This is a genomic window from Streptomyces sp. NPDC101393 (assembly GCF_044767385.1).
Lineage (GTDB): Bacteria > Actinomycetota > Actinomycetes > Streptomycetales > Streptomycetaceae > Streptomyces.
The window spans coordinates 369,825-388,871 of sequence record NZ_JBIWNU010000001.1 but is presented as its reverse complement, the minus strand read 5'-3'; the positions used below and the strand labels follow the sequence as shown (position 1 = coordinate 388,871).

General features: G+C 70.2%; 21 protein-coding genes. 12 read left to right on the top strand and 9 right to left on the bottom strand.

Annotated features, from left to right (window positions below; all coding sequences use genetic code 11):
• Positions 1–125 precede the first annotated feature (125 nt).
• Positions 126–566: a methylmalonyl-CoA epimerase gene (gene mce, locus ACIRQ7_RS01630; RefSeq protein WP_404259082.1), complete on the bottom strand. Its 441-nt coding sequence runs from the start codon at positions 564–566 to the stop codon at positions 126–128.
• A 173-nt stretch (positions 567–739) separates the two neighbouring features.
• Between mce and ACIRQ7_RS01625 the strand changes: the two genes are divergently transcribed.
• Both ACIRQ7_RS01625 and meaB read left to right on the top strand, forming a co-directional pair.
• A complete protein-coding gene (locus ACIRQ7_RS01625) occupies positions 740–1,915 on the top strand; it encodes an acetyl-CoA C-acetyltransferase (RefSeq protein WP_404260048.1) in 1,176 nt (391 codons plus the stop codon).
• A gap of 35 nt (positions 1,916–1,950) precedes the next feature.
• Positions 1,951–2,910: a methylmalonyl Co-A mutase-associated GTPase MeaB gene (gene meaB, locus ACIRQ7_RS01620; RefSeq protein WP_401463092.1), complete on the top strand. Its 960-nt coding sequence runs from the start codon at positions 1,951–1,953 to the stop codon at positions 2,908–2,910.
• 619 nt (positions 2,911–3,529) lie between these two features.
• Here the strand turns inward: meaB and ACIRQ7_RS01615 are convergent.
• The gene (locus ACIRQ7_RS01615) at positions 3,530–4,255 is read right to left on the bottom strand and encodes a PepSY domain-containing protein (protein WP_404259080.1); all 726 of its coding nucleotides are present in this window, start codon (positions 4,253–4,255) and stop codon (positions 3,530–3,532) included.
• Between the two features lie 110 nt (positions 4,256–4,365).
• Between ACIRQ7_RS01615 and ACIRQ7_RS01610 the strand changes: the two genes are divergently transcribed.
• Together ACIRQ7_RS01610 and ACIRQ7_RS01605 are read left to right on the top strand one after the other, a co-directional pair.
• Complete coding sequence (locus ACIRQ7_RS01610; protein ID WP_401463096.1) at positions 4,366–5,028, top strand: response regulator transcription factor; 663 nt, start codon at positions 4,366–4,368, stop codon at positions 5,026–5,028.
• Positions 5,029–5,032: 4 nt separating this feature from the next.
• Positions 5,033–6,472: an ATP-binding protein gene (locus tag ACIRQ7_RS01605; protein ID WP_404260046.1), complete on the top strand. Its 1,440-nt coding sequence runs from the start codon at positions 5,033–5,035 to the stop codon at positions 6,470–6,472.
• A gap of 68 nt (positions 6,473–6,540) precedes the next feature.
• Here ACIRQ7_RS01605 and ACIRQ7_RS01600 read toward each other — a convergent pair whose 3' ends face one another.
• From ACIRQ7_RS01600 to ACIRQ7_RS01585, 4 genes are all read right to left on the bottom strand, one after another.
• A complete protein-coding gene (locus ACIRQ7_RS01600; RefSeq protein ID WP_401463098.1) occupies positions 6,541–7,017 on the bottom strand; it encodes a MarR family winged helix-turn-helix transcriptional regulator in 477 nt (158 codons plus the stop codon).
• A gap of 122 nt (positions 7,018–7,139) precedes the next feature.
• Positions 7,140–7,919, bottom strand: coding sequence for an AIM24 family protein (locus ACIRQ7_RS01595; protein ID WP_401463100.1), 780 nt, complete (start codon positions 7,917–7,919; stop codon positions 7,140–7,142).
• Positions 7,916–8,581 (bottom strand): AIM24 family protein, encoded by a 666-nt coding sequence (locus tag ACIRQ7_RS01590; protein WP_401463102.1) that lies wholly within the window; start codon positions 8,579–8,581, stop codon positions 7,916–7,918. The genes ACIRQ7_RS01595 and ACIRQ7_RS01590 overlap by 4 nt, the downstream gene beginning before the upstream one ends.
• Positions 8,581–9,219, bottom strand: a complete 639-nt coding sequence (locus ACIRQ7_RS01585) for an AIM24 family protein (protein ID WP_401463104.1) — start codon at positions 9,217–9,219, stop codon at positions 8,581–8,583. The genes ACIRQ7_RS01590 and ACIRQ7_RS01585 overlap by 1 nt, the downstream gene beginning before the upstream one ends.
• A gap of 227 nt (positions 9,220–9,446) precedes the next feature.
• Here ACIRQ7_RS01585 and ACIRQ7_RS01580 point away from each other — a divergent pair, with 227 nt between their 5' ends.
• Positions 9,447–9,791 carry a DUF3817 domain-containing protein gene (locus ACIRQ7_RS01580; protein WP_401463106.1) on the top strand — a complete coding sequence of 115 codons (345 nt, stop codon included), beginning with the start codon at positions 9,447–9,449 and terminating at the stop codon, positions 9,789–9,791.
• On the top strand, positions 9,788–10,096 hold the full coding sequence (locus tag ACIRQ7_RS01575; protein WP_404259077.1) for an MTH1187 family thiamine-binding protein: 309 nt from the start codon (positions 9,788–9,790) through the stop codon (positions 10,094–10,096). The genes ACIRQ7_RS01580 and ACIRQ7_RS01575 overlap by 4 nt, the downstream gene beginning before the upstream one ends.
• A gap of 48 nt (positions 10,097–10,144) precedes the next feature.
• Here ACIRQ7_RS01575 and ACIRQ7_RS01570 read toward each other — a convergent pair whose 3' ends face one another.
• The gene (locus tag ACIRQ7_RS01570; protein WP_404259076.1) at positions 10,145–11,131 is read right to left on the bottom strand and encodes a DUF5937 family protein; all 987 of its coding nucleotides are present in this window, start codon (positions 11,129–11,131) and stop codon (positions 10,145–10,147) included.
• A gap of 232 nt (positions 11,132–11,363) precedes the next feature.
• Here ACIRQ7_RS01570 and ACIRQ7_RS01565 point away from each other — a divergent pair, with 232 nt between their 5' ends.
• The 4 genes from ACIRQ7_RS01565 to ACIRQ7_RS01550 all read left to right on the top strand — a co-directional run bounded on the left by ACIRQ7_RS01565 (position 11,364) and on the right by ACIRQ7_RS01550 (position 15,879).
• Positions 11,364–12,716: an MFS transporter gene (locus ACIRQ7_RS01565; RefSeq protein WP_404259075.1), complete on the top strand. Its 1,353-nt coding sequence runs from the start codon at positions 11,364–11,366 to the stop codon at positions 12,714–12,716.
• A 43-nt stretch (positions 12,717–12,759) separates the two neighbouring features.
• Positions 12,760–13,269, top strand: coding sequence for a MarR family winged helix-turn-helix transcriptional regulator (locus ACIRQ7_RS01560; RefSeq protein WP_404259074.1), 510 nt, complete (start codon positions 12,760–12,762; stop codon positions 13,267–13,269).
• 95 nt (positions 13,270–13,364) lie between these two features.
• Complete coding sequence (locus tag ACIRQ7_RS01555) at positions 13,365–13,697, top strand: DUF3817 domain-containing protein (RefSeq protein WP_404259073.1); 333 nt, start codon at positions 13,365–13,367, stop codon at positions 13,695–13,697.
• A gap of 481 nt (positions 13,698–14,178) precedes the next feature.
• Positions 14,179–15,879 carry a methylmalonyl-CoA mutase gene (locus tag ACIRQ7_RS01550; protein WP_403666687.1) on the top strand — a complete coding sequence of 567 codons (1,701 nt, stop codon included), beginning with the start codon at positions 14,179–14,181 and terminating at the stop codon, positions 15,877–15,879.
• A 67-nt stretch (positions 15,880–15,946) separates the two neighbouring features.
• Here ACIRQ7_RS01550 and ACIRQ7_RS01545 read toward each other — a convergent pair whose 3' ends face one another.
• The gene (locus ACIRQ7_RS01545; RefSeq protein WP_404259071.1) at positions 15,947–16,393 is read right to left on the bottom strand and encodes a hypothetical protein; all 447 of its coding nucleotides are present in this window, start codon (positions 16,391–16,393) and stop codon (positions 15,947–15,949) included.
• Positions 16,394–16,679: 286 nt separating this feature from the next.
• A complete protein-coding gene (locus ACIRQ7_RS01540) occupies positions 16,680–17,303 on the bottom strand; it encodes a hypothetical protein (RefSeq protein WP_404259069.1) in 624 nt (207 codons plus the stop codon).
• Positions 17,304–17,461: 158 nt separating this feature from the next.
• Here ACIRQ7_RS01540 and ACIRQ7_RS01535 point away from each other — a divergent pair, with 158 nt between their 5' ends.
• A complete protein-coding gene (locus tag ACIRQ7_RS01535; protein WP_401463124.1) occupies positions 17,462–17,806 on the top strand; it encodes a hypothetical protein in 345 nt (114 codons plus the stop codon).
• Between the two features lie 79 nt (positions 17,807–17,885).
• Complete coding sequence (locus tag ACIRQ7_RS01530) at positions 17,886–19,040, top strand: hypothetical protein (protein WP_401463126.1); 1,155 nt, start codon at positions 17,886–17,888, stop codon at positions 19,038–19,040.
• Positions 19,041–19,047 lie beyond the last annotated feature (7 nt).

The following is a 19,047-nucleotide window of genomic DNA, read 5'->3' as shown; positions in this document are numbered from 1 at the left end:
GCGCCACCTGAACGTTCCGCCTTGCGATTGCACACACCAGCCGCCCCGAGCTGATCCGGCCAGGAGACAAAGACAGGCTCTGACCCCGGCCGAGGCTGCACTCTACCGGCCGGGGAACGCGAAGGTCAGTGGTCCGTCGAGGCGGGGGGCGCGGCGGTGACCAGTTCGGTGAGCACGCCGTGACAATCCTTGGGGTGCAGGAAGGTGATCCGGGACCCCATCGAACCCGTCCTGGGCTCGTCGTAGAGCACCCGGACACCCTTGTCGCGGATGGCGGCGGAGTCGGTGTCCACGTCCGCCGTACCGAAGGCGATGTGATGGACGCCCTCGCCGTTCTTGGCCAGCCACTTGCCCACCGCGGAGTCCTCCCGGGTCGGCTCCAGGAGCTGGAGGTACGAGGCGCCGCCGTCCGACGTCTCATTGATCTTGAGCATCGCCTCCCGGACTCCCTGCTCTTCGTTGACCTCGGAGTGGAACACCTCGAACCCGTAGGTGGCACGGTAGAACTCGACGGTCTTGTCGAGGTCGAAACAGGCGATTCCGATGTGATCGATTCGCGTCAGCATGGTTCCAGTGCACCGCTCACACAGCTGGTTACGCAACGTGCGCGCCATCACACCCGCTTCCCGGTGACCCGGGACGTACCGCTCAGTACATTGACGGGAACCCTCGTTAACTTCCCTGCAAAGGAAGGCCGCACCGCATGTCTGCAAAGAACGGCACGAACGGCACCACCTCAGTGATCGTGGCCGGAGCGCGAACGCCCATGGGCCGCCTCCTGGGGTCCCTGCGGACCTTCTCCGGCGCCGACCTGGGCGGTGTGGCCATCAAGGCGGCGCTCGATCGGGCGGGCATCGGCGGCGACCAGGTCCAGTACGTGATCATGGGCCAGGTCCTGCAGGCCGGCGCCGGCCAGATCCCGGCCCGCCAGGCCGCGATCAAGGCCGGCATCCCCATGAACGTCCCCGCCCTGACCGTCAACAAGGTCTGTCTTTCGGGCCTCGACGCCATCGCGCTCGCCGACCAGCTGATCCGCGCCGGGGAGTTCGACGTCGTCGTCGCGGGCGGCCAGGAATCCATGACCAACGCCCCGCACCTGCTGCCCAAGTCCCGCGAGGGCTACAAGTACGGCGCCGTGCAGATGCTCGACGCGATGGCCCACGACGGCCTCACCGACGCCTACGAAGGCGTCGCCATGGGCGAGTCCACCGAGAAGCACAACACCCGTCTCGGCATCGCCCGCCCCGAGCAGGACGAGATCGCCGCGCAGTCCCACCAGCGCGCCGCCGCCGCCCAGAAGAACGGGCTCTTCGAGGCCGAGATCACCCCGGTCGAGATCCCGCAGCGCAAGGGTGACCCGGTCATCTTCAGCCAGGACGAAGGCATCCGCGGCGAGACCACCACCGAGTCCCTCGGCAACCTGCGCCCCGCCTTCGCCAAGGACGGCACCATCACCGCCGGCACCTCCTCGCAGATCTCCGACGGCGCGGCCGCGGTGGTCGTGATGAGCAAGGCCAAGGCCGAGGAACTGGGCCTCGAATGGATCGCGGAGATCGGCGCGCACGGCAATGTCGCCGGCCCCGACAACTCCCTCCAGTCGCAGCCGTCCAACGCCATCAACCACGCACTCGGCAAGGACGGCCTGGCCGTCGAGGATCTTGACCTGATCGAGATCAACGAGGCGTTCGCGGCGGTCGCCGTGCAGTCAATGAAGGACCTCGGGGTGTCCCCGGAAAAGGTGAATGTCAACGGCGGCGCGATCGCCCTGGGACACCCGATCGGCATGTCCGGAGCCCGGATCGTGCTGCACCTCGCGCTGGAACTGCGCCGGCGGGGCGGCGGCGTCGGCGCCGCGGCCCTGTGCGGTGGCGGCGGTCAGGGCGATGCGCTGATCATCCGGGTTCCGGGTAAGTAACCGCGTACGAGGCGAGCCGAAGGAGCCGTACAGCGATGGTGGACGTCCCGCAGCTGGTCGAACAGGCGCGGCAGGGCAGGCCCCGGGCCGTGGCCCGGCTGATCTCCCTTGTGGAGGGGGCGTCACCGGAGCTGCGCGAAGTGATGGCGGCCCTGGCGCCGCTCACCGGCAATGCCTACGTGGTCGGGCTGACCGGTTCCCCCGGCGTCGGGAAGTCCACCACCACCTCGGCCCTGGTGACGGCCTACCGCAAGACGGGCAAGCGGGTCGGCGTCCTTGCCGTCGACCCGTCCTCCCCGTTCTCCGGCGGTGCGTTGCTCGGCGACCGCGTCCGCATGAGCGACCACGCCTCGGACCCCGGCGTCTACATCCGCTCGATGGCCACCCGCGGCCACCTGGGCGGCCTCGCCTGGTCCGCGCCGCAGGCGATCCGGGTACTGGACGCCGCGGGCTGCGACGTGGTCCTCGTCGAAACGGTCGGTGTCGGCCAGTCCGAGGTGGAGATCGCCTCACAGGCCGACACCAGCGTGGTGCTGCTGGCTCCCGGCATGGGTGACGGCATCCAGGCGGCCAAGGCCGGAATCCTGGAGATCGGCGATGTCTACGTCGTCAACAAGGCCGACCGGGACGGCGCGGACGCCACCGCCCGCGAGCTCAACCACATGCTGGGCCTGGGCGAATCGCGGTCGCCGGGGGACTGGCGGCCGCCCATCGTCAAGACGGTCGCGGCGCGGGCCGAGGGCGTGGACGAGGTCGTCGAGGCGCTGGAGAAGCACCGGGCCTGGATGGAGGAGCGGGGCGTGCTGGCGCAGCGGCGGCGGGCGCGGGCGGCCCGCGAGGTCGAGACCATCGCGGTCACGGCCCTGCGCGAGCGCATCGGGGACCTGAGCGGCGACAAGCGCCTGGATGCTCTGGCCGAACGGATCGTGACCGGCGAGACGGACCCGTACCGCGCCGCGGACGAACTCGTGGAGGGCCTCACGTCGGGAGGCTGAGCCTCAGATCCAGCGGCGTCGGCTGCGGGTGCGGCGTGGCCGGGGGCGGTTGGGCCGTGTGGGTGGGGGCCGGAGGGTCCGCACCGGGGCGTCTCCTCGACGCATGTGCCCCCGGGTACGTGCAGAAGTCGCCCCCCGTCCGGCACCTGTCGCTGCGGGGACTCCCCGGTACGGCCCCTCCGGCCCTACGTACACTCCCGGCTGCCCCGCCGCTCCACGAAGGCACACGACACAACAGCCCCCCGCACGGGTGAACGACAGGCCCGACGTACGTCTGTCGTGGCGCTGTTTCTGGACGGTCATGGGTACGGCGGGAGAGTCGGCGACGGCGGACGGCCGGAGGGGGGCCGCCCCGGGGTGTCCCCGCAGCGACAGGTGCCAGACGCGGCCCCGTCTAAACCACGTACCCGAGGGCACATGCGTCGAGGAGACACCCCGGGGCGGGCCCCCCCCCCGCCCCCCCCCCCCCCACCCCAACCCCCCCCCCCCCCCCCCCCCCCCCCCCCCCCCCGGCCCCACCACCCACCAACCGAACCCACCCGACCCACGGACAGGGCGTACGACGAAAGACGGCGGAGGCCCGAAGGCCCCCGCCGCACCCGCCTCGTACCCGACGGCGTCAGTCGTCCGCGCCGTCGTTGTCGTCGTCATCCTGGTCCTGCGCCGGCGCAGCCGTCAGCTCGCCGGACTGCGGGTCCACGAGGACCTTGTGCTCCTTGCCGTCCTTGGTGAGGGTCTCGACCTCCCAGACGGCCTCGGCCCGGTGGTCGTCGTCGAGGTCGACCGAGGTGACCGTGCCGTACGCGGCAGAGGCCGTGCGAGCCGCCGCGGCGGCGTCGGTCCTGGCGCCCTTCAGCTCGTTGCGGACATACCCCTGGCCGTGATCGTCGTCGTCCTCGTGGTCGATGTGCTGGTTCAGGACCCGGGCGTTGCCGGCGTCGAGGGTGACCTCGTGCCACCTGCCGTCCTTGCCGAGCACATCCGCTTCCCAGACCAGGCCCGGACGGTCCGCGTCCAGATCGAGACCGGTCACGGTGCCGGGGACGGCCTTCAGCGCGGCGGCCGCGGCGTCCGGGGCGCTCACCTTGGCGGCGTCGGCCTCGCGGATGTCCTCCTGGCCGTTGTCGTCGTCGTCCTGCATCCGGATGCTGGAACGGCCGTCCTGCGACGTGGACGTACCCGCGTGGTCCGTCCCCGCGTTCTGCGCCGCGAGCTGCGCGGAGGTCTGCGCGCCGGACTGGGTGCTGCCGGGACCGCTGTTGCCGTTGACGGCGACCGCGGTGGCCGTGCCGCCCGCGATGAGGGCGGCGGCCGCGGCGGTGGCGATGACGATGTGGCGCTTCATGAGTGGACCCCTTTTCGATCGGCTGTGACCACACAGTGGCCGAACGAAGCTGAAGGGGACCTGAAGCCACCTGAAGAGGTCTTCAGGTAGGGAATGGCAAGGTGGACCGCATGCGCCTGTTGATCGTGGAGGATGAGAAGCGGCTCGCGTTGTCGCTGGCCAAGGGCTTGACGGCCGAGGGGTTCGCCGTCGATGTCGTGCACGACGGCCGCGAGGGGCTGCACCGCGCGAGCGAGGGCGCGTACGACCTGATCGTGCTGGACATCATGCTGCCGGGCATGAACGGCTACCGCGTCTGCGGGGCCCTGCGAGCCGCGGGCGACGAGGTGCCGATCCTGATGCTGACGGCCAAGGACGGCGAGTACGACGAGGCCGAGGGGCTGGACACCGGCGCCGACGACTATCTGACCAAGCCGTTCTCGTACGTGGTGCTGGTGGCCCGGGTGAAGGCGCTGCTGCGCCGGCGCGGCCGGACGGCTCAGCCCGTGCTGCGGGTGGGGCCGCTCACGGTCGACCAGGGGTCGCGGAAGGTGGAGCGGGACGGCGAGGAAGTGACCTTGACCGCGAAGGAGTTCGCCGTGCTGGAGCAGTTGGCGCTGCGGGCCGGGGACGTGGTGTCCAAGGCCGAGATTCTGGAGCACGTCTGGGACTTCGCCTACGAGGGCGATCTCAACATCATCGAGGTGTATGTGAGCGCGCTGCGGCGCAAGCTCGGCGCGGGTCACATCGTGACCGTGCGCGGCGCCGGATACCGGCTGGTGGCCGGTGCGTAGGGCGCTGGGGTCCGTACGGGCCAAGGCGGCGGCGGGCGCGACCGCCGTGGTGGCGGTGGCACTGATCGCGGCCGGGATCGCGGTGCTCCTGGTGCTGCGGAGCAATCTCCACGACCAGGCGGGGCTACAGGCGGAGGTCGCGGCGCGGGAGGTCGCCTCGCAGATCGCGACGGGCACGGCGTACGGAAAACTGGATCTGCCCGACGGCGACGAGCATCCGGTGGTGGTCGTCAATGACGACGGGCGGGTGCTGGCGGTCGGTGACGAGGTGCGCGCCATCGACGGGAAGGCGGTGAGCGCGGGGAAGCAGGGCTCGGGGAGCGGTCAGTCGGGGTCGTCGGACGAGGACAGTGATGACAGGGATGACGACGTCAGCGGGCCCAAGCCCGGTGAGGTCGACGACGACGCGACGTACCGGGACGGGACGGCCACGGTCGACGGCACGGTGGCCGACTACCGCTTCGCCTCGGTGGAGGCCAAGGACACCGCGGGCAAGAAGGCCACGGTGCGGGCCGGCGGGGCGCTGGCGTCGGAGCAGGACGCCGTCGGCACGGTGCGCAGCGCCATGCTGATCGGGCTGCCGCTGCTGCTCGTGGTGGTGGCGGGCGTGACGTGGCTGATGACCCGGCGGGCGCTGCGGCCGGTGGAGGGGATCCGCGGGGAGATGGCCGCGATCACCGCGAGTACGGATCTGAGCCGGCGGGTGCCGGTGCCCGCCGCGCAGGACGAGATCGGCCGCCTGGCGCGTACGACGAATGAGACGCTGGCGGCGCTGGAGACGTCCGTGGAGCGGCAGCGGCGGTTCGTCGCGGATGCCTCGCACGAGCTGCGCAGCCCGATCGCGAGTCTGCGTACCCAGCTCGAAGTGGGCGTGGCGCATCCGGAGTTGCTGGATGTGCAGGGGGCGGTGGAGGACACCGTGCGCCTGCAGCGGCTGGCCGCCGACCTTTTGCTGCTGGCCCGGCTGGACGCGGGGGAGCGGCCGTCGGACGCGCGGGTCGATCTGGCGGCGCTGGTGCGCGAGGAGAGTTCGCAGCGGGTCGCCGACCGGATTCCGGTACGGGTGGGCGAGCTGGCGAGCGTGGAAGTGGCGGGGTCCAGGAGCCAGTTGGGGCGGGTGCTGGGCAATCTGCTGGACAACGCGCAGCGCCATGCCGACGCGTCGGTGCGGGTCGCGGTGGTGCGCGACGGCGCGTGGGTGGTGCTGCGGGTCGACGACGACGGGCCCGGGGTGCCGGCGGCGGAGCGGGAGCGGATCTTCGAGCGGTTCGTACGGCTCGACGACGCGCGGGCGCGGGACGACGGCGGGGCCGGGCTCGGGCTCGCCATCGCCCGGGACGTGGCGGTGCGGCACGGTGGTTCGCTGGCCGTCCGGGAGGGGTCGGTCTTCGAGCTGCGGCTGCCCGTTCCGGAGCACGGCTCGGGGGCCTCGGCCGACGGCTAGCGGGCGGCCGGGGGCGGCGGGCGGCCCGGGGCGGCGCCGCGGCCCGGTGGTGGGCCGCGGCGGCTGCGTCAGAGGCTGCCGCGCTCTTCCCTGAGGTGCTCGGCCACGGGGGCGAGGGAGGCGCGGAGCGCTTCGAGGGTGTCCGGGGAGAAGAGGTCGATGAAGTGCTTGCGCACCGACGCGACGTGGTGCGGGGCGACCCGGCGCATGGTGTCCCAGCCTTCGTCCGTCAGGACGGCGAAGAGGCCGCGGCGGTCCGACTCGCAGCTTTCGCGGCGGACCAGCCCGGCATTCTCCATGCGGGTGATCTGGTGCGAGAGACGGCTCTTGGACTGCAGGGTGCCGGCCGCCAGGTCGCTCATCCGCAGGCGGCGGTCGTCGGCCTCGGAGAGGTTGACGAGGATCTCGTAGTCGTTGTTGGTCAGCCCGAACGGCTGGAGATCGCGCTCCAGTTGGTGCATCAGCAGTCTGCTGACGTCCAGGTGGGTGCGCCAGGCACGCTGTTCCTGGTTGGTCAGCCAGGGGGTGTCACTGTCGGTCGTCATGGAAGAATTCTACCCGTGAAAGTTGAATAATGAATTAATCATGGCTGTGATGCGGGGAACCCCGGCCGGCCGGTGGCCGGAGGTTGGTCAGACGTTCGAGGTCACCGTCCGCAGACTACCGCTCACAGCCCGAAGCGCCGCTGGAGGCCCCCGAGGCTGCCGGGCAGCTGAGGCGTTTGTGAGCCACTTTGCGCGCCGTGGCCACCCCCGCCGCCACCCGGAACGCCCGCCTCGTTCGGCACCCCGCCGGTCGCCAGCTCCGGCATCAGCTGCTCCGACGACTGCAGCAGGACCGTGCCCGCCCCGATGAACTCGAATTGGTGCTCCTCGCCGGAAGCACCGCCGATACCGGTGTGCGCCCGCAGGCCGCCCAGGAATCCCTGCAGGTACTGGTGGTCGTAATGGTGGCAGGGGGAGGGGCAGTCGGCCCAGCCGACGAGGGCCTGCGGGTCCACCCGGATGGGCGGCTCGACGAACACCACCGGGCCGTTGGAAGCCGCCACGAACTTGCCCGTACCGATCAGGGTCAGGAAGCCCGGGATGATCGACTGCTTCAGCGACAGAGATGGCTGGAAAGCGAGCAGATTGCCCGAGCGAATGGTGAGGTTGCCCTCGTCCAGGTCGAAGGAGTTCACATCGAAGGCCCGGTCGGCGAGCAGCATCTTGCCCTGACCCTCGGCCACGACCCAGTCCGCGGCGTGCAGTGGCGAATGGAAACTGCCGGCGATCAGCCGGTCCAGCCGGCCGTGCCCGATGCCCTGGAAGTCGATCCGCCCGTAATAGGCGATCATCTTCCCCTTCTGCAGGAACCACTGGCCGTTCAGATCCACGCTGAAGGCGTAGGGATTGACGTTGTCGTCGGCGGGGAGCGTCTGGACGTCGTGGATGACGGGACCGGTCACAGCTTTTCCTCCGACGCCTGTACGTAGACGGTGCCCTGGCCCGACAGCTCCAGCTGGAAGGCCTCGCCCGAGCCGCGGCCGACCATGTCGCGCCAGCCGAGCGCCGTGGACAGTTTGTTGCGGACGTCGCCGCGGTGCGCGACATACGCCTGTGGGTCGACATGGACCGAGCGCTGTGGCGTGATCGGCAGCTCGATGACGCCGCCGTGCGCCATCACCGCGGCCGAGCCCTGCCCCTTGAGCGTCGTGGTGAACAGGCCCTGGCCGGTGACCTGGCCGCGCACCATGCCCATCACGCCGCCCTGCGAGCCCATGAACATCGTGCCCTGCTGGAGCGAGCCGTCGAACGCCAGCAGGCGGTCTGCCTCGACGTACAGCGTCTCGCCGGTCAGGTCGACGACGTGGACGTGATGGCCGCCGTGGCCGAACATCACGGTGGCGGGGACCCTGCCCTGGCCGCCCTCGACCGTCATCAGCGGCGTCGCCTCGCCGGCGATCCGGCGGCCGATCATCGAGCCGACGCCGCCCTGGCCGCCCTGGATGTTCGGGGTGAAGGTGACCTCGCCGCGGTAGGCGAGCATCGCACCGCGCTGGCTGTACATCCGCTGGCCCGGCGCGATCCGGGCCTCGACCATGCGGGAGTTGAGGACCGTGAACGGCATCAGACCTCACCGCCCACGGTGTTGCGCTCGCTGGGCTGCACGTACACCAGGCCCTCGCCCTCGAAGCGGATCTGGAAGGCCTCGCCGGAGCCCTCACCGATGAACGTGCGGAAGTTCACCCCGGATTGGAAGTGCTGCTTGAGGTCGCCGGTGTGCGCGACGTACGCGCCCGGGTCGACCTGGAGCGGATACTGCTTGGTGACGCGCAGCACCATCGCCGGCCCGTCGGAGGTGAGCGCCGCCTGGCCGCTGCCCTCGACGGTCGTCGTGAACAGGCCGTTGCCCTGCGAGGCGCCCCGCAGGCCGGTGAAGGTCGTGCCGGTCCGCAGCGCGGCGTCCGTGCACAGCAGATTGCTGGCCTCGACGAACAGCTTCTCGCCGTGCAGCTGCACCAGATTGATCTCGCTGGCACGATCGGCGAAATAGCAGGTGCCGTGCCCCTTCACCTCCATCACGGCCATCTGCTCACCCGTGAGACGCCGGGTGACCATGCCGCGCAGACCCTCACCGCCTCCGCTCATCTTCTTGAACGCCATCTGGCCGTCGTACGCGACCATCGCACCGTTTTTCGCCTTGACGGCATCGCCCGTCATATCGACGGCGAGCACCTTGCTCCCCTGGAGCCGAAACTGAGCCACGCCTCAGACGGTAGTCGGCGAACGGCGTGCGGGGCAGGCCCTTCGCCCCCGATCCACCCCTGACCGGACCCCGACGCACCCCGGACCGTGTCCCGGCGCGCCCCCGGCCGTGCCCTCGGACCCGCCCCCGACGCGGTGATCGCGAAGCGCGGCTGTAACAATGGGGCGAAGCTTGTGAACTCTTGCACAAGCAGTGCTGCCTCCCCTGCCACCCGAACGAGGTTCCCGTGGACATCACCACCGCATCCGCCCTGCGCCGGCTCCGCCTGGTCTCCGCCCCCGAAGCGGTGTCCTTCCTGCTGCTGCTGTGCTGCTCCGTCCTCAAGCGCACCACCAGCTTCGATGGCGTGATGGTCATGGGCATGGTGCACGGCGTGCTGTTCATCCTCTACGTCGTCTTCTGGCTGGACGCCTGGAACCGCACCAAGTGGCCGCTGAAGACCGCCGCGCTCTACTTCCTCCTCTCCGTGCTGCCCACCGGCGGCTTCTTCGCCGAGCGCAAGCTCAAGCGCGAGACCGAAGCCGGCCTGATCGCCGCCCGCGCCCGCCAGGAAGGCGTCGTGAACGCATGATCGTCGCCTTCTCGGTGAGCCCGCTCGGTGTCGGTGAGGACGTCGGCTCCTATGTCGCCGACGCCGTCCGGGTCGTCCGCGAATCGGGGCTTCCGCACCGCACGGACGCGATGTTCACGTCCATCGAGGGTGAGTGGGACGAGGTCATGGACGTCGTCAAGCGCGCCGTCGCCGCCGTCGAGGCGCGCGCCGGGCGTGTGTCGCTCGTCCTCAAGGCCGACATCCGGCCCGGCGTCACCGACGGGCTGACCTCCAAGGTCGAGACCGTCGAACGGCACCTCGCCGACGGCGGCCCGGCCGCCTGACGGCCCCGCACGCAGGACCCTGACGGGCCCGCCCGGAGCGCGGCCGGCTCAGTGCCCGGCCGCCAGCGCGCCGCCCAGCGGCGTGCGCGCGTACAGCACCTGATGTCCGTGCCGGCGCGACGCCAGCAGACCGGCGTCGCGCAGCACGGACAGATGCGCCGACACGGACGAGGGGGCGAGCCCCAGCCGGTGTGCCAGCGCGGACGTCGAGGCCGGCTCGTCCAGCGCGGCCAGCACCGCGGCCCGGTTCGCGCCCAGCAGCCGCACCAGCGCCGCGTCCGCCTCCGGCTCCGCCCACAGACCGCCGATGCCGCGCGCCGGATAGATCACGGTCGGCTGCCACGGCGGATCGAAGCCGCTGACCACATCGGGCCACACGAACACGCTCGGCAGCAGCAGCACCCCGCGCCCGTCCAGATCCTGCAGCTGCGCGAACTCGGCCGACGTACGGACCGTCAGGGTGCCCCCCGACCACGACAGCCGGGGATCCAGACCGGCGAACAGCCGCTGCAGCCCGCCGCCCGCCAACTGGCGTGACCGGTAGGCGATCTCGGCCTCCAGCAGCGCCCGCAGCCGCGGCCAGTACGGCGCCAGCAGCGCATGCCAGGCCCGCTCGGTGACATCGGCCAGCTCCTGCACGGCGCGCGCCGGATCCGCCAGCGCCGCCCGGCCCGCCGGGGACCCGGCGGCCCCCGGCGTACACGCCAGCGACTTGGCCATCTCCGCCCGCGCCACCCCCGGATCGGTCGCCCGCAGCCGCGCCAGCTCCTCGTCGAAACCCGCCAGCGGGGAGCCCGGCGGGCGGCCCAGGAAATCCGGCGTATAGCCCGGTGACGGATACGGCATGAACAGCCACAGCTGCGAGAGGTCGAGCCCCGCCACCGTCTCGCGCATCCGCCGCAACCACGGCAGGTGATACGCGTGCCGGTGCGCGCGCCGCAGCGTACGCAGCGCCTCGTGGGTCTCGCACAGCGGCGAGATCGCGAACCGGATCCGCAGCAGGTCGTCGGCCCCGAAACGTAAGTCCAGCGGCACCGGGCGGCCCCCTTCCTCCCCGAACCCGAACCGAGTCCGAACCCCAGACGAACGCGAACCTCGGCCGAACGCGAACCCCGGCCGACCCGGACCCGAGCCGAGCCGGACCCGAACCGACCCGGACCCGAGCCGGACCCGAGCCACCCCGGACCCGAACCGAAGCCCGTACGCCCAGGATTCGGCCGGAGGCGAAAGACTACGGCGCGGCCGGCCGCCCCGGGAGGCTGCCGCCATGAGCTCGCCCGCAGGGCCCGCGCAGCCGGGCCGCACACCGGTGCCACCCCCGCACGCCGCAGCGCGCACCGGGCCGGACGCCCCCGCCGGCTACCGCGCCGTCTTCGCCGTCCCCGAATTCCGGGCCGTCTTCGCCGCCCACCTCCTGGCGTCACTCGGCGTGGTCGTCTGCGAACTGGCCCTCTCCGTCCTGGTCTTCCGCCTCACCGCCTCACCGCTCCTGAGCGCGCTCACCTTCGCCCTCGGCCTGCTCCCGTACCTCGTCGGCGGCACCCTGTTGTCGGCCGTCGCCGACCGCTACCCGGCCCGCCGCGTGCTCGTCGTCTGCGACCTGCTGTGCGCGCTCGCCGCAGCGGGCATGATGCTGCCGGGCGTCCCGGTCGCGGCACTGCTCGGGCTGCGCTGCGTGATCGCCGCCATCGCCCCGGTCTTCGCCGGCACCCGTGCCGCGACACTCGGCGAGGTGCTCGGCGAGGGCGACCTGTTCGTCCTGGGCCGCTCGGTGATCCGCATCGTCAACCAGAGCGCGCAGCTCGCCGGCTTCGCCGCCGCCGGTCTGCTGCTGGCCGCCGTCACCCCGCATGCGGTGCTGGCCGTCACCGCCGCGACCTTTCTCGGCTCGGCCCTGCTGCTCCGGCTGGGTACCCGCGTCCGCCCGGCCCGCCGCGCGACCCGTGGCGCCCTGCTGCGGGCCTCCCTGACCGGCGCCCGGCAGCTGCTCGCCGACCGCAGGATCCGGGCGCTCCTGCTCCTGTGCTGGCTGCCGCCCACGTGCGTCGTCGTCCCCGAGGCGCTGCTGGTCGCGTACGCGGGGACGCTCGGCGTCGGCCCGGCCGGGCTGGGGCTGCTCATGTGCAGCATGCCCATCGGTGCGGTCGTCGCCGAGACCCTGGTCGGCTCGTTCCTCGGTCCGGTCGCCCGCGAGCGCCTCACCTTCCCCATGGGCCTGTGCGCCGTACTCCCGTCCCTCGGTTTCGCCGCCCGGCCCTCGCTGGGCTGGGCCGTGCTGCTGCTGGTCCTCACCGGCACCGGGATCTCGTACAACTTCGGTGTGGACCGGTGGTTCGTCGCCGCGGTGCCCGACGCGCTGCTGGGGCAGGCGATGACGGTGATGCAGGCGGGGCGGATGACGATCATGGGCTTGGGGATGGGGCTGGCCGGAGCCGCCGCCGAATTCGTACCCCTTCGAGTGGTCATGCCGGCCGGCGGAGCGATCGGCGTGCTCGGCGTCCTGGCGGTGATCGTCGAGGTACGGCGAACGGGCGGCGACGCCCCGGGAGCCGTCGCTCCCCATGGGCCGAGCCCGGAGCCTGGGTGCGGGCCGCGCCCGGATCGTGAGCCCGAAAGCTGAGACGCGGCTGACCACAATATGACCGGCGGGTAGGGTCGGGGCCGTGCCGAAGCCGCTCAGCCTTGCTTTCGATCCCATCGCGCGCGCCGACGAATTGTGGCAGCAGCGATGGGGCGCCGTGCCCTCGATGGCCGCCATCACCTCGATCATGCGTGCCCACCAGATCCTGCTGGCCGAGGTGGACGCGGTGGTCAAGCCGTACGGCCTGACCTTCGCCCGCTACGAGGCGCTGGTGCTGCTGACCTTCTCCAAGGCCGGCGAGCTGCCGATGTCGAAGATCGGCGAGCGGCTCATGGTGCATCCCACGTCCGTGACCAACACCGTCGACCGCCTGGTGCGGTCCGGCCTGGTGGCCAAGCGCCCCAACCCCAACGACGGGCGCGGCACGCTCGCCTCCATCACCGACAAGGGGCGCGAGGTGTGCGACGCGGCCACCCGCGAGCTGATGTCGATGGACTTCGGGCTCGGCGCGTACGACGACGAGGAGTGCGGGGAGATCTTCGCGATGCTGCGGCCGTTGCGGGTCGCGGCGGCGGACTTCTCGGAGGACTGAGCTCGGAGGGCTGAGCTCGCAGGGCTTGCGAGGTCCGTTCCGGCCGGGCCGGGGGCGGCGAAGATCGCCCCGGAACGGGCGGTTACGCTCGGGGCATGAAGCGAAGCGTCCTGACCCGTTACCGGGTGATGGCCTACATCACCGCCGTGATGCTGCTCGTGCTGTGCGCCTGCATGGTGTTCAAGTACGGCTTCGAGATGGGCAAGGACCTGACCCTCGTCGTATCCCAGATCCACGGCGTGCTCTACATCATCTACCTGGTGTTCGCGTTCGACCTGGGCTCCAAGGCGAAGTGGAAGTTCGGGAAGCTGCTCTGGGTGCTGATCGCGGGCACGATTCCCACGGCGGCGTTCTTCGTCGAGCGCAAGGTTGCCGCCGAGATCGGGCCCCTGGTCGCGGACGCGGCGCCGGAGCCGGTCAAGGCCTGACCGCACACCCCCTGCTTATCGCGCCCTGCCGGTTCGGTGGGGCGCGTTTTTGTGTGCGGGTGCGGGTGCGGGTGCGGGTGCGGGTGCGGGTGCGGGTGGCGGGATGGCGGAGTGGCCTCCGCCGTCTTTCGTCGTGCGCCCTGTCCGTGGGTCGGGTGGGTTCGGTGTGTGGGTGGTGGGGCCGGAGGGGGGCCGCCCCGGGGTGTCTCCTCGACGCATGTGCCCTCGGGTACGTGGTTTAGACGGGGCCCCGTCTGGCACCTGTCGCTGCGGGGACACCCCGGGGCGGCCCCCCTCCGGCCGTCCGCCGTTGCCGACTCTCCCGCCGTACCGGTGAGCGTGCAGAGATGCGACAGACGTACGTCGACCCCGCCCGCACACCTTGGCCGATGCTGCAAGCCACGTGCCATCCTTGCCTGTCAGGGGCACTGCCGACCTGCAGCCATCGACAATTACTAGGACGTCCTAGTAAATTTGAGGGATGGACGCTGACGCGATTGATGAGGGCCGCCGCCGCTGGCAGGCCCGGTACGACTCCGCACGGAAGCGTGACGCGGACTTCACCACGTTGTCGGGCGATCCCGTCGAGCCCGCGTACGGGCCCAGGCCGGGTGACTCGGTCGAGGGGTTCGAGCGGATCGGCTGGCCGGGGGAGTACCCCTTCACGCGTGGGCTCTATCCGACCGGCTACCGCGGCCGGACCTGGACCATCCGCCAGTTCGCCGGCTTCGGCAATGCCGAGCAGACCAACGAGCGCTACAAGATGATCCTGAAGGCGGGCGGCGGCGGTCTCTCCGTCGCGTTCGACATGCCGACCCTGATGGGGCGGGACTCCGACGATCCGCGTTCGCTCGGCGAGGTCGGTCACTGCGGTGTGGCCATCGACTCCGCGGCCGACATGGAGGTGCTGTTCAAGGACATCCCGCTGGGGGACGTCACGACGTCGATGACGATCAGCGGGCCTGCCGTGCCCGTGTTCTGCATGTACCTGGTGGCGGCGGAACGGCAGGGCATCGACCCGGGCGTCCTCAACGGCACGTTGCAGACGGACATCTTCAAGGAGTACATCGCGCAGAAGGAGTGGCTCTTCCAGCCGGAGCCGCATCTGCGGCTGATCGGCGACCTGATGGAGCACTGCGCGAAGGGCATCCCCGCGTACAAGCCGCTCTCGGTCTCCGGCTATCACATCCGTGAGGCGGGGGCGACGGCCGCGCAGGAGCTGGCGTACACGCTCGCCGACGGCTTCGGGTACGTGGAGCTCGGGCTGTCCCGCGGGCTCGACGTGGACACCTTCGCGCCGGGGCTGTCGTTCTTCTTCGACGCGCATCTCGACTTCTTCGAGGAGATCGCCAAGTTCCGTGCGGCGCGCAGGATCTGGGCCCGCTGGATGCGCGACGTGTACGGCGCGAGCAGCGAGAAGGCGCAGTGGCTGCGGTTCCACACGCAGACCGCGGGCGTCTCGCTGACCGCTCAGCAGCCGTACAACAACGTGGTGCGGACGGCCGTGGAGGCGCTGGCGGCGGTGCTCGGCGGGACGAACTCGCTGCACACCAACGCCCTGGACGAGACGCTGGCGCTGCCCAGCGAGCAGGCCGCCGAGATCGCGCTGCGTACGCAGCAGGTGCTGATGGAGGAGACCGGGGTCGCCAATGTCGCGGACCCGTTGGGTGGTTCGTGGTTCATCGAGTCGCTGACCGACCGGATCGAGGCGGACGCCGAGAAGATCTTCGAGCAGATCAAGGAGCGGGGTGTGCGGGCGGTGCCGAACGGGCAGCACCCGATCGGCCCGATGACGTCCGGGATTCTGCGCGGCATCGAGGACGGCTGGTTCACCGGTGAGATCGCCGAATCCGCCTTCCAGTACCAGCAGTCGCTGGAGAAGGGCGACAAGCGGGTCGTCGGCGTCAACTGTCACCACGGTTCGGTCACCGGCGATCTGGAGATCCTTCGGGTCAGCCATGAGGTGGAGCGGGACCAGGTGCAGGTGCTCGGTGACCGCAAGGCGGCCCGTGACGACGCCCGCGTGCAGGCCTCGCTGAAGGCGATGCTGGAGTCCGCGCGGGACGGCGGCAACATGATCGAGCCGATGCTGGAGGCGGTCCGGGCGGAGGCCACGCTCGGTGAGATCTGCGGGGTGCTGCGGGACGAGTGGGGCGTCTATACGGAGCCGGCCGGGTTCTGAGCGCTGCTTGAGGGGGCGGGGCCGTCAGCGCGACGGCTTCGCCCCCTCAGGCAGTTCCGCAGCCGGCTCAACTGCCGGAAGTGAGGGCGGATCCGAGGACCGGGCCGACGACGATCGCGCCGAAGGGGGCTGCCGCGGCGGCGCTGAGCACGATCTTGCGGGTTCGGGTGCCGGCTGTCGCACGCCAGGCCGCCCAATGCTGGGGGAGGGTGCGAGTGGGTTCGCTGAAGCGCTTGAGCCAGAAGAAGAGCTGCACCGGGATGATGAAGAGGAGAAAGATGAAGCCGGTGGAGAAGTTGCTCATGGCAGCATCGCGACCGGCGATGGTGTAGGTCGCGGCGGACAGGACGCTGAGGACGGTGCTGTCGCTGTGCCCCTGGGGCGCGAATTTGACGCCCGGGTCGTACCCGGTGTCGAGGCTGCCCATGGACGCCTCGTTGTCCACAACCTTCCCGTCGTCCGAGCGGAAGGTGCCGACACAGTCGTCATGGTGCTGTGTTACCGGTGCTTTCACGGGAGCACTCCTTGACCGTGAATGCTCCGTGTGTGCCCGTGAGGCCCGCCGCAGTCAGCCCTTTGACGAAGAAGACGGTAAATAGCGCCACGGCGACAGCCAGGAAGAAAATGTGGACGTATAGCGTCTTCAAAGGTGTCTTGCCGGACATCTGCGAAGAGTTGGGCATGGCGGTTTCGCTTTCGTGGTCGTCGGCCGGGAATCCGGCAGGCGCAGATGTCGATCGCTGATCGAACTTCCGCCGCGGCGCACCACGGGCTCGGCCCGTGGTGCGCCGCCGTCCGTTTCAGCCGGCGGCCACGAGGGCCCACACCGAGCTGCCGAGCAAACCGGCGACCGCCACCGTTGCGACGCAGACCACGGCAACACGGCCCACCGTCCCCTTGGTCGACCGCCAGGTCTCCTTCATGGTCAGGCCGTTCTTGTCGAGGCGCGTGATGAACCAGAAGAGCACAAAGGCGTCGAGGAGAAGAATGCCGGAGGCGATGATGAACTTCACCGCGCCGGCCTGAGTGTTCCGAGGCATGACCTCATTGCCGCTGAGCTGGGTGGAGAAGTGGTAGCCCTTCGGGTACGACTTGCCCAAATTGCTCATATGGGATTCGCTCTCCGCGGCCTTGCCGTCGTCGGAGCGGAAAGCCCCCGTGCACGTGTAGTCGGTGGTGGAACCTCCTGACCCGTGCTTTCCGGAGTGGCGATGCGTGACGCTGTGGCACTCCTCGACGGTAAAGGTTCCGTGTGTGCCCGCAAGGCCCGCCTGGGTCAGTCCCATCCATACGAAAACCGCGCTGGCCGCCAGGGCCATCACCATGGCGCCCGCGTGAAGAAAACGACCCCACATTCGTTTCACTTCGGGTATCGATGGCAATTGGGGCATGGTGAACAATTCCTTCCCGGCGTTCTGGTTCATGTCATCAAGGCTGCGTGGTGATGACGGTTCGCTGCGGAGGCGGAGTGTGCTGAATGTGAAATGGATCTTCACGTTCCTCGCTCCTGCTCTTTGATAGCGTCGGACACCGTACGGCATAAGATTTGTACGATCCTTAATCGCAAAACCGAGGGGGACCCGTGGCAGGCTCCGGCTATGACGTGGATCCGGCTGTACTCAAGACGCAGGGTGGCGCCTTCGAGGAGATCGGCTCAGGATTCAGCAAGGACGCCAAGACGCTGAAGGCCGCTGTCGGGGGCGATCCCGGTGACGCGTGGGGCAAGGACGACTTCCTCAGTATCTTCAACGACCTCTACGGACCGGTGGCCGAGGGGATCTGCGAGTCGATGCCGCATCTCGGCGAGGAGCTCTCCAAGATCGGCAGCAAGCTCAAGGCCATGGGGGCGCACTACGACTCCACCGAGCAGGAGCAGCACGATCACCTCGCGAAGTACGCGGCCGGCCGCCCCGACATCGTGACCTGACGCCCTCTCGGTTCGGCGGGCCCGTCCCGCACACATCCAACTCACCATCACCACCGCGCTTTACGGGGGAATGACACACGTGGTCGCCATCAAGCTTCCTGGAGAGGTCGACTGGGTCCTCGATCTGCTGGGCTTTCAGTGGCCCAACGTCGACGAGGACAAGATGCGGGAGGCGGCAGAGGCCTGGAGCAGCTTCGCCGTCGCGGTTCGCCAGCACCAGTCGGATGGCACGACGGCCGCGAACGCGGTGCACGGCGCCAACTCCGGTAAAGCCGTCGAGGCCTTCGACGACACCTGGAGGAAGTTCGCGGGTGATGGCTATCTCGATGACGCGGCTGACGCGGCAGAGGTGCTCGCCATCGTGCTCCAGGTGGTCGCCACGATCGTCATGGTGATGAAGATCGCGGTGATTGCCCAACTCATCGCACTGGCCATCGAGTTCGCGATGGCGCAGGCGGCCGCACCGGTCACCCTGGGCGCCTCGGAGGCCGGCGCGGCCGCGGCCACGGTGACGACCAGGGTCATCGTCCGCAGGCTCATCAACGAGGCGAAGCAGAAGGTCGTCCAAGCCGTCACCGAGGCCGTCGAGAAGAAGGTGGTGCGCAGCGCCAAGGAGATGGCGCTTGAGGTGCTCAAGGGCCTCGGTACGGACGCGGCGAAGGGGATCGGGCAGAACATCGCCACGCAGGGCATCAAGAGCCACTTCGGGGCGCAGAAGGACTTCTCCTTCAGTGACGCCGTGAAGGCGGGTGCCAAGCCGCTCGTGGAGTTCGAGGACGACGGTTGGGGCGTCGCCGGCGCCGGCGACAAGGTCAAGGATGTCGGCAAAGTTGCCACCGGCGCCTACCACACGGCCCAAGGGGTCGGGGCGGTCGCTCAGGGCGATTTCGCCGAGGGCGGCAAGAAGATCTGGGAAGGGCAGCAGGAGCAGTTCGCCGGGGTCAAGGAGGTCGCCGACATCGCCACCAAGGACAAGACGCCGGCCTCCGAAGGTGACGGCACGGGAGGGAGTGGCGCGTCCGACGGCGAGTCCGGCTCGTCTTCCTCCGCGTCGGAGTCCGGATCCGGCGGGACGTCCTCCGCGGGCGGCGGTGGCGACGGCTCGGCCTCGTCGGGATCGTCCGCGTCACCGAGCGGTACGACCACCCGGGCCGCCACCCCGACGCCTCCCCCCGCCCCCACCACCGCGAGTGGTCAAGCCGAGTCCGACCGCGCGCGCAATGCCTTCGGCTGAGAGGAGC